Source organism: Marinobacter maritimus (assembly GCF_007671675.1).
Taxonomy (GTDB): domain Bacteria; phylum Pseudomonadota; class Gammaproteobacteria; order Pseudomonadales; family Oleiphilaceae; genus Marinobacter; species Marinobacter maritimus.
In genome coordinates, this window is sequence record NZ_VCGW01000001.1 from 133,131 (window position 1) to 147,122 (window position 13,992).

General features: G+C 54.7%; 13 protein-coding genes. 3 read left to right on the plus strand and 10 right to left on the minus strand.

The window, feature by feature from the left end; genetic code table 11:
- Window positions 1-12: 12 nt before the first annotated feature.
- The 9 genes from FFI90_RS00665 to FFI90_RS00700 form a co-directional block, all read right to left on the minus strand.
- Window positions 13-1,656, minus strand: a complete 1,644-nt coding sequence (locus FFI90_RS00665) for a fatty acid--CoA ligase (protein WP_144775556.1) — start codon at window positions 1,654-1,656, stop codon at window positions 13-15.
- A gap of 128 nt (window positions 1,657-1,784) precedes the next feature.
- A complete protein-coding gene (locus tag FFI90_RS00670) occupies window positions 1,785-2,117 on the minus strand; it encodes a Na+/H+ antiporter subunit G (RefSeq protein WP_144775558.1) in 333 nt (110 codons plus the stop codon).
- A 54-nt stretch (window positions 2,118-2,171) separates the two neighbouring features.
- On the minus strand, window positions 2,172-2,441 hold the full coding sequence (locus FFI90_RS00675; protein WP_144775560.1) for a K+/H+ antiporter subunit F: 270 nt from the start codon (window positions 2,439-2,441) through the stop codon (window positions 2,172-2,174).
- Window positions 2,438-2,926, minus strand: a complete 489-nt coding sequence (locus FFI90_RS00680) for a Na+/H+ antiporter subunit E (RefSeq protein ID WP_144775562.1) — start codon at window positions 2,924-2,926, stop codon at window positions 2,438-2,440. Before FFI90_RS00680 ends, FFI90_RS00675 begins: the two co-directional genes overlap by 4 nt.
- Window positions 2,926-4,464: a monovalent cation/H+ antiporter subunit D gene (locus FFI90_RS00685; protein ID WP_144775564.1), complete on the minus strand. Its 1,539-nt coding sequence runs from the start codon at window positions 4,462-4,464 to the stop codon at window positions 2,926-2,928. Before FFI90_RS00685 ends, FFI90_RS00680 begins: the two co-directional genes overlap by 1 nt.
- On the minus strand, window positions 4,461-4,829 hold the full coding sequence (locus tag FFI90_RS00690; RefSeq protein WP_144775566.1) for a Na+/H+ antiporter subunit C: 369 nt from the start codon (window positions 4,827-4,829) through the stop codon (window positions 4,461-4,463). Before FFI90_RS00690 ends, FFI90_RS00685 begins: the two co-directional genes overlap by 4 nt.
- Window positions 4,829-7,630, minus strand: coding sequence for a monovalent cation/H+ antiporter subunit A (locus FFI90_RS00695; protein ID WP_144775568.1), 2,802 nt, complete (start codon window positions 7,628-7,630; stop codon window positions 4,829-4,831). The genes FFI90_RS00690 and FFI90_RS00695 overlap by 1 nt, the downstream gene beginning before the upstream one ends.
- A 397-nt stretch (window positions 7,631-8,027) precedes the next feature.
- Window positions 8,028-8,192, minus strand: coding sequence for a hypothetical protein (locus FFI90_RS20055; protein ID WP_186317893.1), 165 nt, complete (start codon window positions 8,190-8,192; stop codon window positions 8,028-8,030).
- Between the two features lie 109 nt (window positions 8,193-8,301).
- Entirely contained in the window at window positions 8,302-9,300 is a 999-nt protein-coding gene (locus FFI90_RS00700) for a GlxA family transcriptional regulator (RefSeq protein ID WP_144775570.1), read from the minus strand.
- Between the two features lie 168 nt (window positions 9,301-9,468).
- On the opposite strand from FFI90_RS00700, the gene FFI90_RS00705 reads away from it, so the two are divergent.
- Both FFI90_RS00705 and FFI90_RS00710 read left to right on the plus strand, forming a co-directional pair.
- Window positions 9,469-11,271: an acyl-CoA dehydrogenase gene (locus tag FFI90_RS00705; protein WP_144775572.1), complete on the plus strand. Its 1,803-nt coding sequence runs from the start codon at window positions 9,469-9,471 to the stop codon at window positions 11,269-11,271.
- The gene (locus FFI90_RS00710) at window positions 11,271-12,050 is read left to right on the plus strand and encodes a crotonase/enoyl-CoA hydratase family protein (protein WP_144775574.1); all 780 of its coding nucleotides are present in this window, start codon (window positions 11,271-11,273) and stop codon (window positions 12,048-12,050) included. The genes FFI90_RS00705 and FFI90_RS00710 overlap by 1 nt, the downstream gene beginning before the upstream one ends.
- Before the next feature lie 177 nt (window positions 12,051-12,227).
- Here the strand turns inward: FFI90_RS00710 and FFI90_RS00715 are convergent, their stop codons facing one another.
- Window positions 12,228-13,523, minus strand: coding sequence for an alkane 1-monooxygenase (locus FFI90_RS00715; RefSeq protein WP_144775576.1), 1,296 nt, complete (start codon window positions 13,521-13,523; stop codon window positions 12,228-12,230).
- On the opposite strand from FFI90_RS00715, the gene FFI90_RS20240 reads away from it, so the two are divergent.
- Window positions 13,506-13,976 carry a hypothetical protein gene (locus FFI90_RS20240; RefSeq protein WP_246123254.1) on the plus strand — a complete coding sequence of 157 codons (471 nt, stop codon included), beginning with the start codon at window positions 13,506-13,508 and terminating at the stop codon, window positions 13,974-13,976. The two genes, FFI90_RS00715 and FFI90_RS20240, sit on opposite strands and share 18 nt — an antisense overlap.
- Window positions 13,977-13,992 lie beyond the last annotated feature (16 nt).

The window sequence follows — 13,992 nt, forward strand, 5'->3', positions numbered from 1 at the left end:
GATCAATCTGGCTTACTGCAACTGGTCCCGAATCAGCTTTTTGTTGATCTTCCCGACGCTTGTTTTCGGAATGTCTTCAACAAAGTCAATCTGGTTGGGGATCGCCCACTTGTTGATCTCACCGCTATCAACATGTTTCTGCAGGTGGCTCTGTATATCTTCCAGCGTTGCCTTCTCGCCTGGCTTCAATGTGATGAGCGCATGGGGCCTCTCTCCCCACTTTTCGTCCGGAATGCCTACAACGGCAGCGCCTTCTACAGACGGGTGCTGGCTGATCAGGTTTTCCAGATCAAGGGAGGAAAGCCACTCGCCGCCTGTTTTAATCACATCCTTGATGCGGTCCTTGATGGTGAGCGTGTTATTTGGCTCGATGGAGGCAACGTCCCCGGTGTGCAACCAGCCGCCTTCCCAAAGCTCCTCACCCTTGGCGGGTTCCTTGAAATAACTCTGGGTGAGCCAGGGAGCTCGTGCAACCACCTCACCTTTGGCTTCGCCGTCATGGGCTACCGGGTTGCCGGAAGGGTCAACAATCTCCAGCTCTACCATAGGTACCGCAATGCCAGTCTTGATTCGTTTGGTGGTTTGCTGTTCCAGCGGCAGGTCCAGATCTTCCGGCTTCAGATGGGTCGCGCTGAGCAACGGGCAGGTCTCCGACATGCCATAGCCGGTGTACATGCGGATGCCCAGTTTGGCGGCTGCATCGCACAGGCCTTTGGTCATGGCACTGCCACCAATCAGTACCTGCCAGTTGCTCAGATCTGCTGTTTTAATGGACTCTGTGCCCATCAACATCTGCATAATCGTTGGAACACAGTGTGAGAAAGACACCTTGTGCTCCTTGATCAGATCAACCAGCAATTCCGGCTCATAGCGGCCGGGGTATACCTGCTTGATACCCATCATGGTGGCTGCGTAAGGAACGCCCCAGGCATGAACGTGGAACATGGGTGTCACGGGCATATACACTGACGATGAGCGCAGCAGTGGCATTTCATCGTAGGCGGAAAGCGACCCGGTCATTGCCAGAGTATGGAGCACCAGTTGGCGATGGCTGAAGAACACGCCTTTCGGGTTGCCGGTGGTACCGGAGGTGTAGAAGGTGGTTGCGACGCTGTTCTCGTCGAAATCCGGGAAGTCGAACTTGGCGGTTGCATTGGCCAGGAGTGTTTCGTACTCGCCTGATGTATCAAGCTGCGTGTCTTTTGCCGTTTTCTCATCACTGAGCTGGATATAGGTTTTGACCGTTTTGATTTCGCTACGAACACCTTCCAGGATGGGCAGGAAATCGTCGTGCACCAACACCACGTCGTCTTCGGCGTGATTCATGGTGTAAACAATCTGGTCCGGTGACAACCGCACGTTTATGGTGTGCAGCACGGCACCCATCATGGGGATCGCGAAAAAACATTCCAGATAACGGGGCGTATCCCAGTCCATAACCGCGACCGTATCGCCTGGTTTAACACCAGCGTCGGAAAGGGCGTTGGCAAGGCGGTGAATGCGCTCAACCAGATCGCTGTAAGTGTATTTGCTGCGGTTGGCGTACACGATTTCCTGATCAGGAGAATATCTTGGCCCCGAAAGCAGCAGCTGTTTGATCAGCAGAGGGTATTGATGGGCATTTTTCGCCGCAGGTAAAATTTGTGTCTTTACCATGTCTGTAATCCTCTTTCCCGGTTGTTGGTTTTGTCTGAGAAGTTGGCTAAATCTGACTTAAATTGAGTGGAGCCGGAAGCTTGAAAAGCTACTCCCAAGGCGCCGGAGAATGTGGCAGCATGGATGATCTACTGCTCCCAGGGGTTGCCTTTAGTACTTTCCAATGTATTCACACCAATGTGCATGGCCGCTTTAGCCAGCATGTTGGCACTCACAGGGGCCGTCATCAACAGGAAGACCGTGATCAGGATTTCGGAAATGCCGATATCCTCGCCCATGGCGCTGAAATAGATAACCGAGCTCAGCATGATGGCACCGACGCCAACGGTGGTTGCTTTGGTTGGCCCGTGCAACCGGGTGTAAAAGTCCGGCAGTCTGGCCAGGCCAATCGCACCAACCAGCGTAAATGCACCACCAAATATCAACAGGGCTGAGATGGCGTACTCCGCAAATGGGCTCATGAGTGGTCTCCTCTGCGTATCGGCCGATAATGGCGGATCGTATGTGTCGGGTTGTTATTCAATGACGCTGCCCCGCTTCAGGTACTTGGCCATGGCTACCGTGCTGACGAATCCCATAACTGCAATCAACAGGGCAGACTCAAGGTACATACGCGTTCCCAGCGTAATGCCGAGCAGAATGATCAGGGCAATGGCATTGATATAGAGCGTATCGATTGCCAGAACCCGGTCGGGCTCATCCGGCCCTTTGATCAAGCGGTATACGTTGAGTAGCGCGGCCAGTGTCACCATGGCAATGGCGAGATTCAAGGCAATAGTGATCATTGGAACATCTCCATCAACGGCTTTTCGTAGCGGTTGTGAATAGTGTCAATAACCTCCTGATCACTGGTGGCATCCAGCGCATGGATCAGCAGAGTTTTCTTGTCATCGCTTACATCCGCGCTGACGGTTCCGGGAGTGAGTGAAATGGTGCTGGCGAGAATGGATATGGCCAGCGGGTGTTCAAGCTTCAGGGGGTAATTGATGAACGCCGGCCGTGGTTTGCGGGGACTGAGGATCAGCCAGGCCACAGAAAAACTGGCGGCTACAATATCCTTCAGTACTCGCAGGATGTAGGCCGGCATACGCCAGGTTTTGACAAAGGCGGGGCGCTCGGGCCAGAACCCGTGAGTCATCTGAGGAATCAGCCAGGCCAGAATCAGGCCGAGAACCACACTGCCACCTGATACGCCATCGCTGAGAATCTGCCATGTAGTGAACAGAATCAGGCTGAGCCAGGGTTGAGGAAAACTCAGGCGGTCAAACATCAGTTTATCTCCCCGACCAAAGGATTCTGCGGAATATGCACAGGCGTTTGCAGGATATTAATATAGCCCTGGTTGTCGTATAACTGCTCAGCCGTGGCATGGGTGTAGTCACTCAGGGGCCCCGCAAGGGCAACAATGAGCATGGTGAGGCAGGTCAAAATGCCAGTGGAGATCGAAACCCGATTGTTCATCGGTTCTGGCGTTTCCAGGTGGCCATCCACGTTCCACCAGAAAACGATACTGCCCGCGCGGCTGTAGGCAATGAGCGTAAGAAGGCTGCCCACCAGCATCACACCCCATAGCCATGCCATTTCGACACCAGGCTCAACCGATTGGAGAATCAGCAGCTTGCCGAAAAAGCCACTCAGGGGCGGTAAGCCGGCAGCGGCCACAGCTCCAATAAGAAACAGCACGCTAAGGAACGTTCGGTGCCGCATTTTCGGTGCCGTGACGATGCTGTCAGAGGCACTGCCTCTCTGGTTGGCGACCAGTTCGGAAACCAGAAACAAAGCGGCTACCGTCCAGGTTGTGCTGACCAGATAGAACAGGGCGGCCGACAAACCAGCCACCGAGCCAAGTGCAATGGGTGCAAGCAAAGTCCCTACAGAAATAATAACCTGCCAAGCTACAAGGGTTTTCAGACTGTCGGCACCAAGTGCCCCTATAACACCCATGCTGAGCGTTATCAGGGCCAGCGGGAAGAGCCAGTCCATACCCAGATTTGCAAGTTCTCCGGCACCCTCTCCGAAGATCAGCGGGTAGATTCTTACGATGGCGTAAATGCCCACTTTGGTCATAACTGCAAACAGCGCAGCAACGGGAGCGGTGGCCTTGGCATAAGCCTTGGGCAGCCAGAAACACAGTGGCAGAATAGCGGCCTTCAAAGCGAAAACAACGAGTAGCATCATGCCGCCCGCCTTCACCAGGTTCAGGTTGCTGCCGGTTACTTGCGGAATTTTTACTGCAAGGTCTGCCATGTTCAGGGTGCCAGTAACGCTGTAAATCATGCCTACGCTGATCAGGAACAGGGCGGAACCCGCCAGGTTCAGAACGACATAGTGAAGCCCGGGCACCGTGCGAGTGGTGCCACCGCCGTGCATGAGCAACCCGTATGAGGCGATAAGCAGAACCTCAAAGGCAACGAACAGGTTGAACAGGTCGCCGGTCAGAAAGGCAATATTCAGGCCCATCAGCTGGAACAGAAACAGGGTATGAAATTGCCGGTTGCCTTCATCGGCGCCGCCGCTGGCATAAATGTGGCAAAACAGGCCGAGAACCGCTGTCAGAGCGAGCATCAATGCCGCCAGCCGGTCGAGAACCAGAACAATGCCGAAGGGAGGTTGCCAGTTGCCAAACGCATAGATGCGATAACTGTCATCGCTGGCAAGGGCAAGCAGCACAATAGCAGACACCAGCATCAGCGCCGTTGTGGCGATTGCCAGAGTCCGGCGCAGGCTGATAGGGGCATAGCCCATGAATACCTGCAAAATACCACCGAGCAGCGGAATCAGAATCGGAGCGATAAGCCAGTGGGTCATTTACTGCTTACCTCCTGTTCGTGTTTCGGTGAGGGTGCCGGTTTTTCACGCTGGCCATCCACATGGTCGTTTTCGTTATCCGCCAGGTTACGCAGGGCAAGAACAACCAGAAACGCCGTCATGGCAAAACCAATTACGATCGCTGTGAGCACCAGTGCCTGAGGTAAAGGGTCAGAGTAGCTCGAAGTGGTTCCGATAACCGGTTGCTGACCGGTGGCGAGGCGCCCGGTGGCAAACAGGAAGAGATTTACGCCATAAGAGAATAGTGTCAGCCCCATAATGACGGGGAACGTGCGGGCGCGCAGCAGCAGATAAACTCCAGATGCCGACAGGGCACCGATAACCAGTGCGAAAACCAGTTCCATTACACGCCCTCCTTTTTACTCTTGATGGCCGAATGAGGCGACAGCCGGCCAATACTGACCAATGCCAGCAGGGTAGCGCCAATTACCGCCATATATACGCCCAGATCAAACACCAGAGCCGAGGCTACTTCGAATTTGCCCACGAAGGGCCAGGTGATATAGCCAAAGGTGGATGTCAGGAAGGGGTATCCAAAGGCCAGGCTTCCCGCACCCGCAATGGTCGCAAACAGCAATCCGAGACCAATAACGTTGTGGTAACGGAATGGAATACGATCCTGTGTCCAGATCATGCCGCTGGCGATGTACTGAAGTATCAGTGCCACCGAGGTAATGAGGCCTGCAATAAAGCCGCCCCCGGGCAGGTTGTGTCCGCGCAGGAAGATATACGCAGACACCATAAGCGCCAGCGGCAGCATGGGCCTGGCAATCTGCCGGAGCATCAAGGGGTAATGGTCCCGGGTCCAGGGGTGGCCCAGACCGTCTCCTGGCGGTGGAGTGAGTGCTGTGTTTTTCAGCATGGCGTAAATGCCAAGTGCTGCAATGGCCAGCACGGTAATCTCACCCAGGGTATCGAAACCACGGAAATCGACCAGGATCACGTTAACCACGTTGGTTCCACCCCCGCCTGGCTTGCTGTTTTCCAGGAAAAATTCGGAAATGGAGCTGAATGGCTGAGTCAGCATGGCCAGGGTGATCAGGGTCATCCCGGTACCTGCGGCCGCAGCGATCAGAATGTCGCGAACCCGCTGTATTCTCGAGCTTTCGAGGGGTGTCCATGAAGGCATGTAATAAAGCGCCAACATCAACAGAACAATGGTGACCACTTCCACCGAGAGCTGAGTCATGGCCAGATCCGGTGCAGAGAAACGGGCGAACGTTAGCGCCACAATCAGGCCAACAACACTCAGGAGCACCAGCGCGTAGAAACGCTCCCGGTGCCAGAGCGCTGTCGCCAGCGCAGAGACAATCAGCATGCCTGCGGCAATCGCCGTGGGCCAGTCCACTGGGCTGAGACCGCTCTCACCAATGTAGAGCCCATTCTTTGCAAGCGGCAGGGCAGCGACAGCAATCACGCTCACCACCAGAAGCATGGCATAGCGCTGTAAAGAACCATTTTCGATCCAGGCAGTAAAGCGATGAGCCAAGTCTACGAACTCTGAAACCACGGCTTCAAATACAGCCTTACCGTCAATTTCCCGGAAACGGGCATGAAAGTCGAAAAAGCGCTGACGCTGGCTGTACATCAGCAGACCACCGAAGAAGGCCAGAAAGCTCATCAGTAATGGCAGGTTAAAGCCATGGAGAACGGCCAACTGGTAGTCGGGTACATCACCGCCGAGTGTGGCAGATGCTGCAGAGAACAATAGCGGCCCTACGGAAATGGTCGGGAACACACCGACCATGATGCAGACGAACACCAGGATCTCCACCGGAAATTTCATGTACCTCGGTGGTTCGTGAGGCGGGTATATGGGCAGGTCCACAGGTTTTCCGTTAAAGAAAACATCGTGAATAAAGCGCGCCGAGTAGGCAACCGCGAATACGCCCGCCAGTGTTGCGATAATAGGCGGCAGCCAGGCCCAAAGGCCAGGAAGGTTGAGCTGCAGGGACTCGGCAAAGAACATTTCTTTGCTGAGGAATCCGTTCAGCAAAGGAACGCCCGCCATAGATGAGGCGGCAACCATGGCCAGCGTGGCTGTATGGGGCATATAGCGCCAGAGCCCGTTGATGCGGCGCATATCGCGAGTGCCTGTTTCATGATCAATGATACCGGCGGCCATGAACAACGATGCCTTGAAGGTGGCATGGTTGATCACGTGGAATATCGCGGCGACGGCGGCTAGCTGGGTGCCCATACCCAGCAACAAAGTGATCAGGCCCAGATGGCTTACGGTTGAATAAGCGAGCAGGCCTTTCAGGTCGTGTTTGAACATGGCGATATAAGCGCCAATCAACAGAGTGGCCATGCCGGTGAAGCTGACCATGTAGAACCATTGCTCGGTTCCCGCCAAAGCTGGATAAAGGCGCGCCATCAGGAATATGCCCGCTTTTACCATCGTGGCCGAATGCAGGTAAGCCGAGATTGGCGTGGGTGCCTGCATGGCGTGGGGGAGCCAGAAGTGGAACGGGAACTGGGCTGATTTGGTAAAGGCGCCAAGCAAAACCAGAGTCAGTGCGACCGGGTACAAAGCGTGAGCTTTAATCTGATCGCCAGCGGCAAGAACATCATCAAGTTCAAAACTGCCAACAATATTACCTAGGAGCAGTATGCCTGCCAGCAACGCGAGCCCGCCGCCTCCTGTTATCGCCAGAGCCATCCGGGCACCGCGTCGTGCGTCCTGCTTGTGGGTCCAGAAACTGATCAGCAAAAAGGAGGTGAGGCTGGTGAGTTCCCAGAAAATAAGCATCAGCAACAGGTTGCCGGATAGCACTATGCCCAGCATCGAGCCTTTGAAGCACAGGAGCAGGGAGTAAAACTTGGCCACATTTTCCTTGGCTTTGAGGTAGTAGTGGGCATAAATAATGATCAGGAGACCGATGATCAGTATCAGAAGCGCAAACAAAAGCGCCAGACCATCAAGGCGAAAACTGAAAGAGAGCCCGAGCGCCGGCAGCCAGTCGTAACTGTGCAGAACAGTGCCGCCCGCTGAAAGAACAGACCAGTGTGGAAACAGCGCCGCCAGTGCAATCAGCGCAGGAACAGATGATGCTATTGCGATAGCCGTTCGCCCTCCCTGGGCAAACAGGGGGGCGGCTATGGCCCCCAGAAACGGCAGTAATACAACCAGCGGTAGCGACATCGCAGCCTCGTTAGCGAATTTCTTTTATTATGAATGGGGATGACATATGACCTTGAGTCTAGTCTCCGGTTGGCTGCCGTGCATAAGTCACCTGGAGGCGATAATGACGGGTGCCAAGAGTTGGATCAGCGAGAAGCCGGCGGGTCTGGGAAGTAAGGTAGACGCCCGCGATGCCGCGCGATATCAGCGGTAATAGGGGGGCGATTGATCTGCTTGCAGCCGAAGGACCTTGCGGTCATGGTTGCTCCGTTGTTGAAACCTGGAAACTGATGATACGTGCCCGGGCTCGCAGGTCAAGTCAACTTGTGATTGATCAAGCGCCGAAGTGGTAATGAAAGTGACGTGAAAGGGCACTATCAGGCTATTTTCTGGCAGCGCCTTTTGGGTCGTCGGACGATCATTTGGCCGATTTCAGAGCCTTAAAAATGGCGTCAGCTTCGGCAGCCAGCACCTGATTGCGCAGATCGTTACCTTGCTGGTTGGCCTGCTCGATCTGTTCAAGCTTCAATGTGTACAGCCGGTTAAGAACTTCAACCCGGGTCTGTTGAACGGGTGCGTTCATGGCATTTTTCTCCAACGTGACACCTGTCAGTATACTTTACGAAAACGTCCAGCCAGTGGCTGTCACGGTAATCCGATGCATAACCCGGGCCAAGCGGTCACGGCTATCGCTAACGACCGAACCGTGACCGATAGGCGCCGGGAGCAAGCCCGGTCTGTTTGCGGAATAAACGGCTGAAAGAGCTGACATCCTCATAGCCTACCAACTGTGTAATGTCCTCTATTGGCAATCGGGAGTTCTCCAGATTCCGGCGTGCAGCTTCCACCCTTATGGCCTGAAGGTACCCCGTTGGAGTGTCTCCAGTGGCCAGCTTGAATCGTCGCATCAGCGAACGCGTAGTCAGTCCACTTAAAGCGGCAAGAGATTGCAGGTTTACAGCGTCACAATAATGCTCCTCCAGCCAGTCCTGTAGTTTCAGAATCACCGGATCTGAATGATACCGCCTGGTTTGAAGTGCGCTGTACGGTGCCTGGCTATTGCGCCCAGCGTCGATAACAAACGCCTTCGTCAATTCCCGGGCAACTTGGGCACCGGCATGGCGCTCAATCAGATGTACGCCCAGATCCCACCAAGCCATACCGCCACCGGCACAAGCGACATACCCGTCGACGGTCACCAGCTTCTCCGGATTCAAATTCACTTGCGGGTAACGCTGGCGAAAATCGTTGCTGAAACCCCAGTGGGTCGTGGCTTCTCTATTGTCCAGCAAGCCTGCCTGCGCCAGAAGAAACGCCCCGGTGCAGTTGCTGGCTACTCGAACCTGTCCAGCAGAGCTGGTGTTCAGGCTATTGAACTGGCCAAGCCAACCAATCAGATCCGGGTTTGAACCCAGAACCTGATCAATCGGCGCACCGATCGTCGGCACGATCACCAGATCAGCAGTGTCTGTCTCCTGTTCTTCCCAGCTGCCATCTGATAGCAGGGTGATGCCGTTAATACACTTACAAGGGTCGCCGTTACGTGTCAGCAGTCGGGTGGCGAAGTGCGGCACTGGCTGCTCACCATGAATACGGGCCCAAGTTACGCCGGCCAGGCGAAACAAATCAATCACGCCTGTTATAGCGCTGGCCAAAGCGCCGTCAAAGCCAATTATAAATACCTTCTGCATTGAGTCTCCGGGCTATAACTCCGAGATAGGGTGATGCGGGTGTCAGTCAATGTGGTGGCAATTTTAACCATGATTATGTCATAAACGCCGGTTCCCAGGAAAACCCGGTTGTGAGAGCCTGTAGGTAACCCAAAGATAGCTACAGCCAATCACCAGGAAGCTGCATAAATGACCGATACCCTGATAGACCGCCGTGATCTGGCGTTCCAGCTCTACGAAGTTCTCGATACCGAAAGCCTGCTCAGCCGTGATCGCTTTAACGAGCACAACCGCGATACCTTCGATGCCGTCATCGAAACCGCTGACAAAATGGCCAGAGAGAAGTTCGCCAACCACAACAGTGCGGCCGACAAAGACGAACCCAAATTCGTTAACGGCCAAGTGGAAATGCTGCCTGAAGTGAAAGACGCCTTTGATGCCTACGCCGAAGCCGGCTTTATTGCGGGGCGTTATGATTACGAGTTGGGCGGCATGCAGCTTCCGGAGTCCGTTATGGCAGCCTGTAACGGCTTCTTCACAGCCGCTAACCCAGGCACTGCAGGTTATCCGTTCCTGACCACTGCGGCTGCAAACCTCATTCGCGTGTTCGGCAACGAGACACAGAAAACCAGCTTCCTGCCCAACATGCTCAGCGGCCGATACAGTGGCACCATGGCCCTAACCGAGCCACACGCTGGTTCATCGCTGGCGGACATTCGCACCTCCGCATCGCCAACGGATGACAGCCACTACCTGATCAAAGGCGCAAAAATCTACATCTCCGGTGGCGAGCAGAGCATCACCGAGAACATCGTTCACATGGTGCTTGCTAAAATTAAAGGCGCTCCTGCCGGGGTAAAAGGCATATCCCTGTTCATCGTTCCCAAGTTCCGGGTAGACAGTGAGGGCAACCCCACGGATCGCAACGGCGTAAGCCTCGCCGGCTTGATTCACAAACTCGGTTACCGTGGCACAACCTCTACCGCGCTCAGTTTTGGTGACGATGCGCCTTGTCACGGATATCTGGTGGGCGAGCCTCATCAGGGTTTGAAGTACATGTTCCAGATGATGAACGAAGCCCGTGTTGGCGTAGGCTTTGGCGCGGCAGTAATTGGCTATCGTGGCTACATGCACAGCCTGGAATACGCCAAAGACCGCTTGCAGGGTCGCAAGGCTTCCGAAAAGAACCCGGCAAGCCCGCAAGTACCAATCATCGACCATGCCGATGTGCGCCGAATGCTGTTGGCCCAGAAAGCCTACAGCGAAGGCGGGTTGGCACTTTGCCTTTATGGCGCACGTCTGATGGACGACCAACACACCCATCCGGATGAACAGAAACGCGCTGAAGCTGGCAAGCTGCTGGACTTGCTAACCCCGGTGATCAAGACCTGGCCCTCCGAACACGGCCCGAAAGCCAACGACCTGGCCATTCAGGTATATGGCGGTGCGGGTTATACCCGCGAGTACCCTGTTGAGCAGTGCTGGCGCGACAACCGCCTGAACCCCATTCATGAAGGCACCACTGGCATACAGGGCCTGGATTTGCTCGGCCGCAAGATCTGGCAGGACCAAAGCCTTGGCTTGCAGTTACTGATGAAGGAAATGCAGGTAGATTTGGAAGCTGCAACCACCGACCGCAGCCAGCAGTGGGCGTTGTCATTGAGTGAAACCTTGCAGCAGGCTGTTAAAGTGACCCAGAACCTGGGTAAGTCCCTCATGAGCGGCGAGGTGGACAAAAGCCTCGCCAACGCCTCCTGCTATTTGCACTTGTTCGGCCATATCATCGTTGCCTGGATGTGGTTGCGCCAAGCCAACGCCGCGGCCCAGGCGTTGGCTTCTGCTAACAGCGATGACGAACGCAACTTTTATCAGGGCAAACTCCAGGCCGCCCAGTACTTCTTCCACTGGGAGCTCCCGACGGTGGCTCAGGACTTGGTATTGTTGCGGAATATGGATGACACTTGTCTGAATATGAAGGCGGAGTGGTTCTAATGGCTTTGGTTGATGTTGAAAAGAAAGGGCATATCCTGCTCATCGGGCTAAACCGCCCGGAAAAAATGAATGCCATGAACCGGGCCATGTACCACGAAATTGCTGCGGCCTATTACCAGCTGGAACACGATGACGATTTGAGAGTGGGCCTGATGTACGCAGAAGGTGACCACTTCACCAGCGGTTTGCAACTGGACGATTGGGCGGGTGTGTTTGCAAACGGCAAAGGTATCGAGCCGGGTGAAGGCGAGCTGGATCCGTTCCATATAACCGGCGACGGCCTGAGCAAACCGGTGGTGTTCGCCACACAGGGCATCTGCTTTACCTGTGGTGTCGAGATGATGTTAAACACAGACATCCGCGTGGCGGCTAAAGGAACCCGCTTTGCACAGCTGGAAGTCAAACGCGGCATCTTCGCCTGCGGTGGCGCCACCATCCGCCTGCAACGTGAAATCGGTTGGGGTAACGCTCAGCGTTATCTGCTGACCGGCGACGAATGGACGGCGGAGCAAGCGTACGAGTGGGGTCTGATACAAGAGCTGGTCGAGCCGGGTGAGCAGTTCAATGTCGCTCTGGAAATTGCGGAGAAGATAGCCAGTGCCGCACCCTTGGGCGTTCGTGGCAGTCTGAAATCTTCCAAAATCGCAGTAAGCGAGGGCCAAGAAGCAGCAAAACAGCGCTTGTTCCCGGATCTGCAACCAGTGATGGCCAGCGAGGATGTTAAAGAAGGCATTCAGTCCTTCCTTGAACGACGAACTGCAGTATTCAAAGGAAAATAAGGCAGGCACACCAGACTTCAAGCAGCCGGTGGGCCAAGGTTCTCAGGACTGTCGGCAGCAAGGATGCTGCCGTCAAGCGTATAGGGACGATTTACAGCGTGTCCTGAGAACCTTGGCCCACCGGTGGCCCGCACCTAAGTCTGAAGGCTACAGGCTCGAGAGTTTTGATGCTGAACACTAAGCAGCCTTCTCCGAAGCCGAGCCAGAAGCTTCCTCCCGACGCGCCGCAGCCTTGGCAGCCACCTCAGCAGCGTAATCCGCATACTTGGCCACCAACCCCGCCTTGCGATCCGGATCCCAATTGATCTTGCTCAGATCGCCCTCATAGTGATCAATCACCCGCTTATCCATGGTCTCGTACCACCACTGGGGCACGTAAGCCGGTAGCAGCATGGATGCGTAACCGCCGGGCAACTGTGGAGCTTTCTCGAAATGCCGCAACGCCTGGTAGCTGCGCTGGGGATGGGCGTGATGATCAGAATGACGCTGCAACTGATACAGGAACAGGTTCGTCACAATGTGATTGCTATTCCAGCTGTGCTCCGGCTGAGTGCGCACGTACTTTCCGTTATCGTCCTTTTGGCGCAGCAGCCCATAGTGCTCAATGTAATTCACACTCTCCAGCAAACTCGCGCCGTAAACCGCTTGCGCAGCCAGGAAAGGAACTGCCCTTGGCCCGCAGACCAACGTAGTCGCCCCGAAGAACCCGGCACTCATTGCCCAGCCCTGCAACAGCTCGTTTTCCAGGCTCCAGAAGCTTTTGCCCTTACGCTCCAGGCGCGCCCTCTCAATGTTCACCGAAGATTTCATACCACCCAACACTGTGCGTGGTAAAAACTTCCAGAAGCTCTCACCCATGCGACTGCTCGCGGGATCTTCAGGAGTCGCTACCCGCTTGTGGTGGCCAAAATTATGCTCAACAACAAAATGGGTGTAGCCCGTAGGTGCAAGCGCTGCCATCGCCATCAGCTTATTGAGCTTGTTGGATTTATGACCCAGCTCGTGAGCGGTATTGATGCCAACGCCATTGATGGCGCCAACGGTCAATGTTAAACCGATTTTGTCCTCTATCGGCGTATTCTTTCGGCTGGCCAGCCATGCGCCCAAAACTGTCATCGCGTATTGGGAAGGAATAAACGCTTTCACGATACGGCTGTAATACTTGTCTTGTTCCAGCGGAGCAACCGCAGATTCCGGTGGGTTGCTTTTGTCCTCTCCAATAGCGCGATCCAGGGCGGGAATGATGCCATGAACCAGAGCCGGACCAGTCCAGGCAAGGGCTTTCAGCTTCTTCGGTGCCACCGCATAGCCTGCTAGCGCCGCCAAACCAATGCCAGGCAGGGCAGGGCCCAGTAGCCAAAGGTAACGCTTCGGATCTTTCCACTTTTCGATGCCGCTTACAGAGGCTGCGGGTTTACCTACCGAAGTTGCTGACGTTTGCGAATCCAGGTTGTCATGAGTTTTGGCATTCATGATTTCTCTCCATTTCTGTATGCGCCATTGCGGAACGCGCAAACTGAATTTATGTCGGACAATCTATCAATGCAACAAATTCGAAAAACAATCGTAGAGTTGGCTCGAAATGACAAAAAGCAATTAACTGGCAGAGTCGGAAAATGTGAGCCAGAATTTCAGCACAAAAAAGATAAACACAGGGATGAACAGGCAATGACAGCTTCTGATAATTTGAATTCTGCAACGTCCGGACAGATCCTGGACCGGCTCCGTGAATACGAGTTCAAGGCGCAGCTTGTGGAGGTTGTATACCGCGATGGTGCGGGGCAGATTTGCACAGTTCATGATGTCGTGCGGGATATTTTCAGCCGGGCCGGACAGGACTTCATCCTCCTTGGTCGAGGGACCATGTTGCCCTTCGATAGAGTGCTTATGCTCGAGGGCCAGCCGATCTCCAGCGCGCTTGGTTAAATAAAGGGTAATCAGC

Coding starts and splice junctions, on each gene's coding strand:
- FFI90_RS00665 (WP_144775556.1), bottom strand. CDS start 1,656: ATGGTAAAGACACAAATTTTACCTGCGGCGAAAAATGCCCATCAATAC.
- FFI90_RS00670 (WP_144775558.1), bottom strand. CDS start 2,117: ATGAGCCCATTTGCGGAGTACGCCATCTCAGCCCTGTTGATATTTGGT.
- FFI90_RS00675 (WP_144775560.1), bottom strand. CDS start 2,441: ATGATCACTATTGCCTTGAATCTCGCCATTGCCATGGTGACACTGGCC.
- FFI90_RS00680 (WP_144775562.1), bottom strand. CDS start 2,926: ATGTTTGACCGCCTGAGTTTTCCTCAACCCTGGCTCAGCCTGATTCTG.
- FFI90_RS00685 (WP_144775564.1), bottom strand. CDS start 4,464: ATGACCCACTGGCTTATCGCTCCGATTCTGATTCCGCTGCTCGGTGGT.
- FFI90_RS00690 (WP_144775566.1), bottom strand. CDS start 4,829: ATGGAACTGGTTTTCGCACTGGTTATCGGTGCCCTGTCGGCATCTGGA.
- FFI90_RS00695 (WP_144775568.1), bottom strand. CDS start 7,630: ATGTCGCTACCGCTGGTTGTATTACTGCCGTTTCTGGGGGCCATAGCC.
- FFI90_RS20055 (WP_186317893.1), bottom strand. CDS start 8,192: ATGAACGCACCCGTTCAACAGACCCGGGTTGAAGTTCTTAACCGGCTG.
- FFI90_RS00700 (WP_144775570.1), bottom strand. CDS start 9,300: ATGCAGAAGGTATTTATAATTGGCTTTGACGGCGCTTTGGCCAGCGCT.
- FFI90_RS00705 (WP_144775572.1), top strand. CDS start 9,469: ATGACCGATACCCTGATAGACCGCCGTGATCTGGCGTTCCAGCTCTAC.
- FFI90_RS00710 (WP_144775574.1), top strand. CDS start 11,271: ATGGCTTTGGTTGATGTTGAAAAGAAAGGGCATATCCTGCTCATCGGG.
- FFI90_RS20240 (WP_246123254.1), top strand. CDS start 13,506: ATGAGTTTTGGCATTCATGATTTCTCTCCATTTCTGTATGCGCCATTG.
- FFI90_RS00715 (WP_144775576.1), bottom strand. CDS start 13,523: ATGAATGCCAAAACTCATGACAACCTGGATTCGCAAACGTCAGCAACT.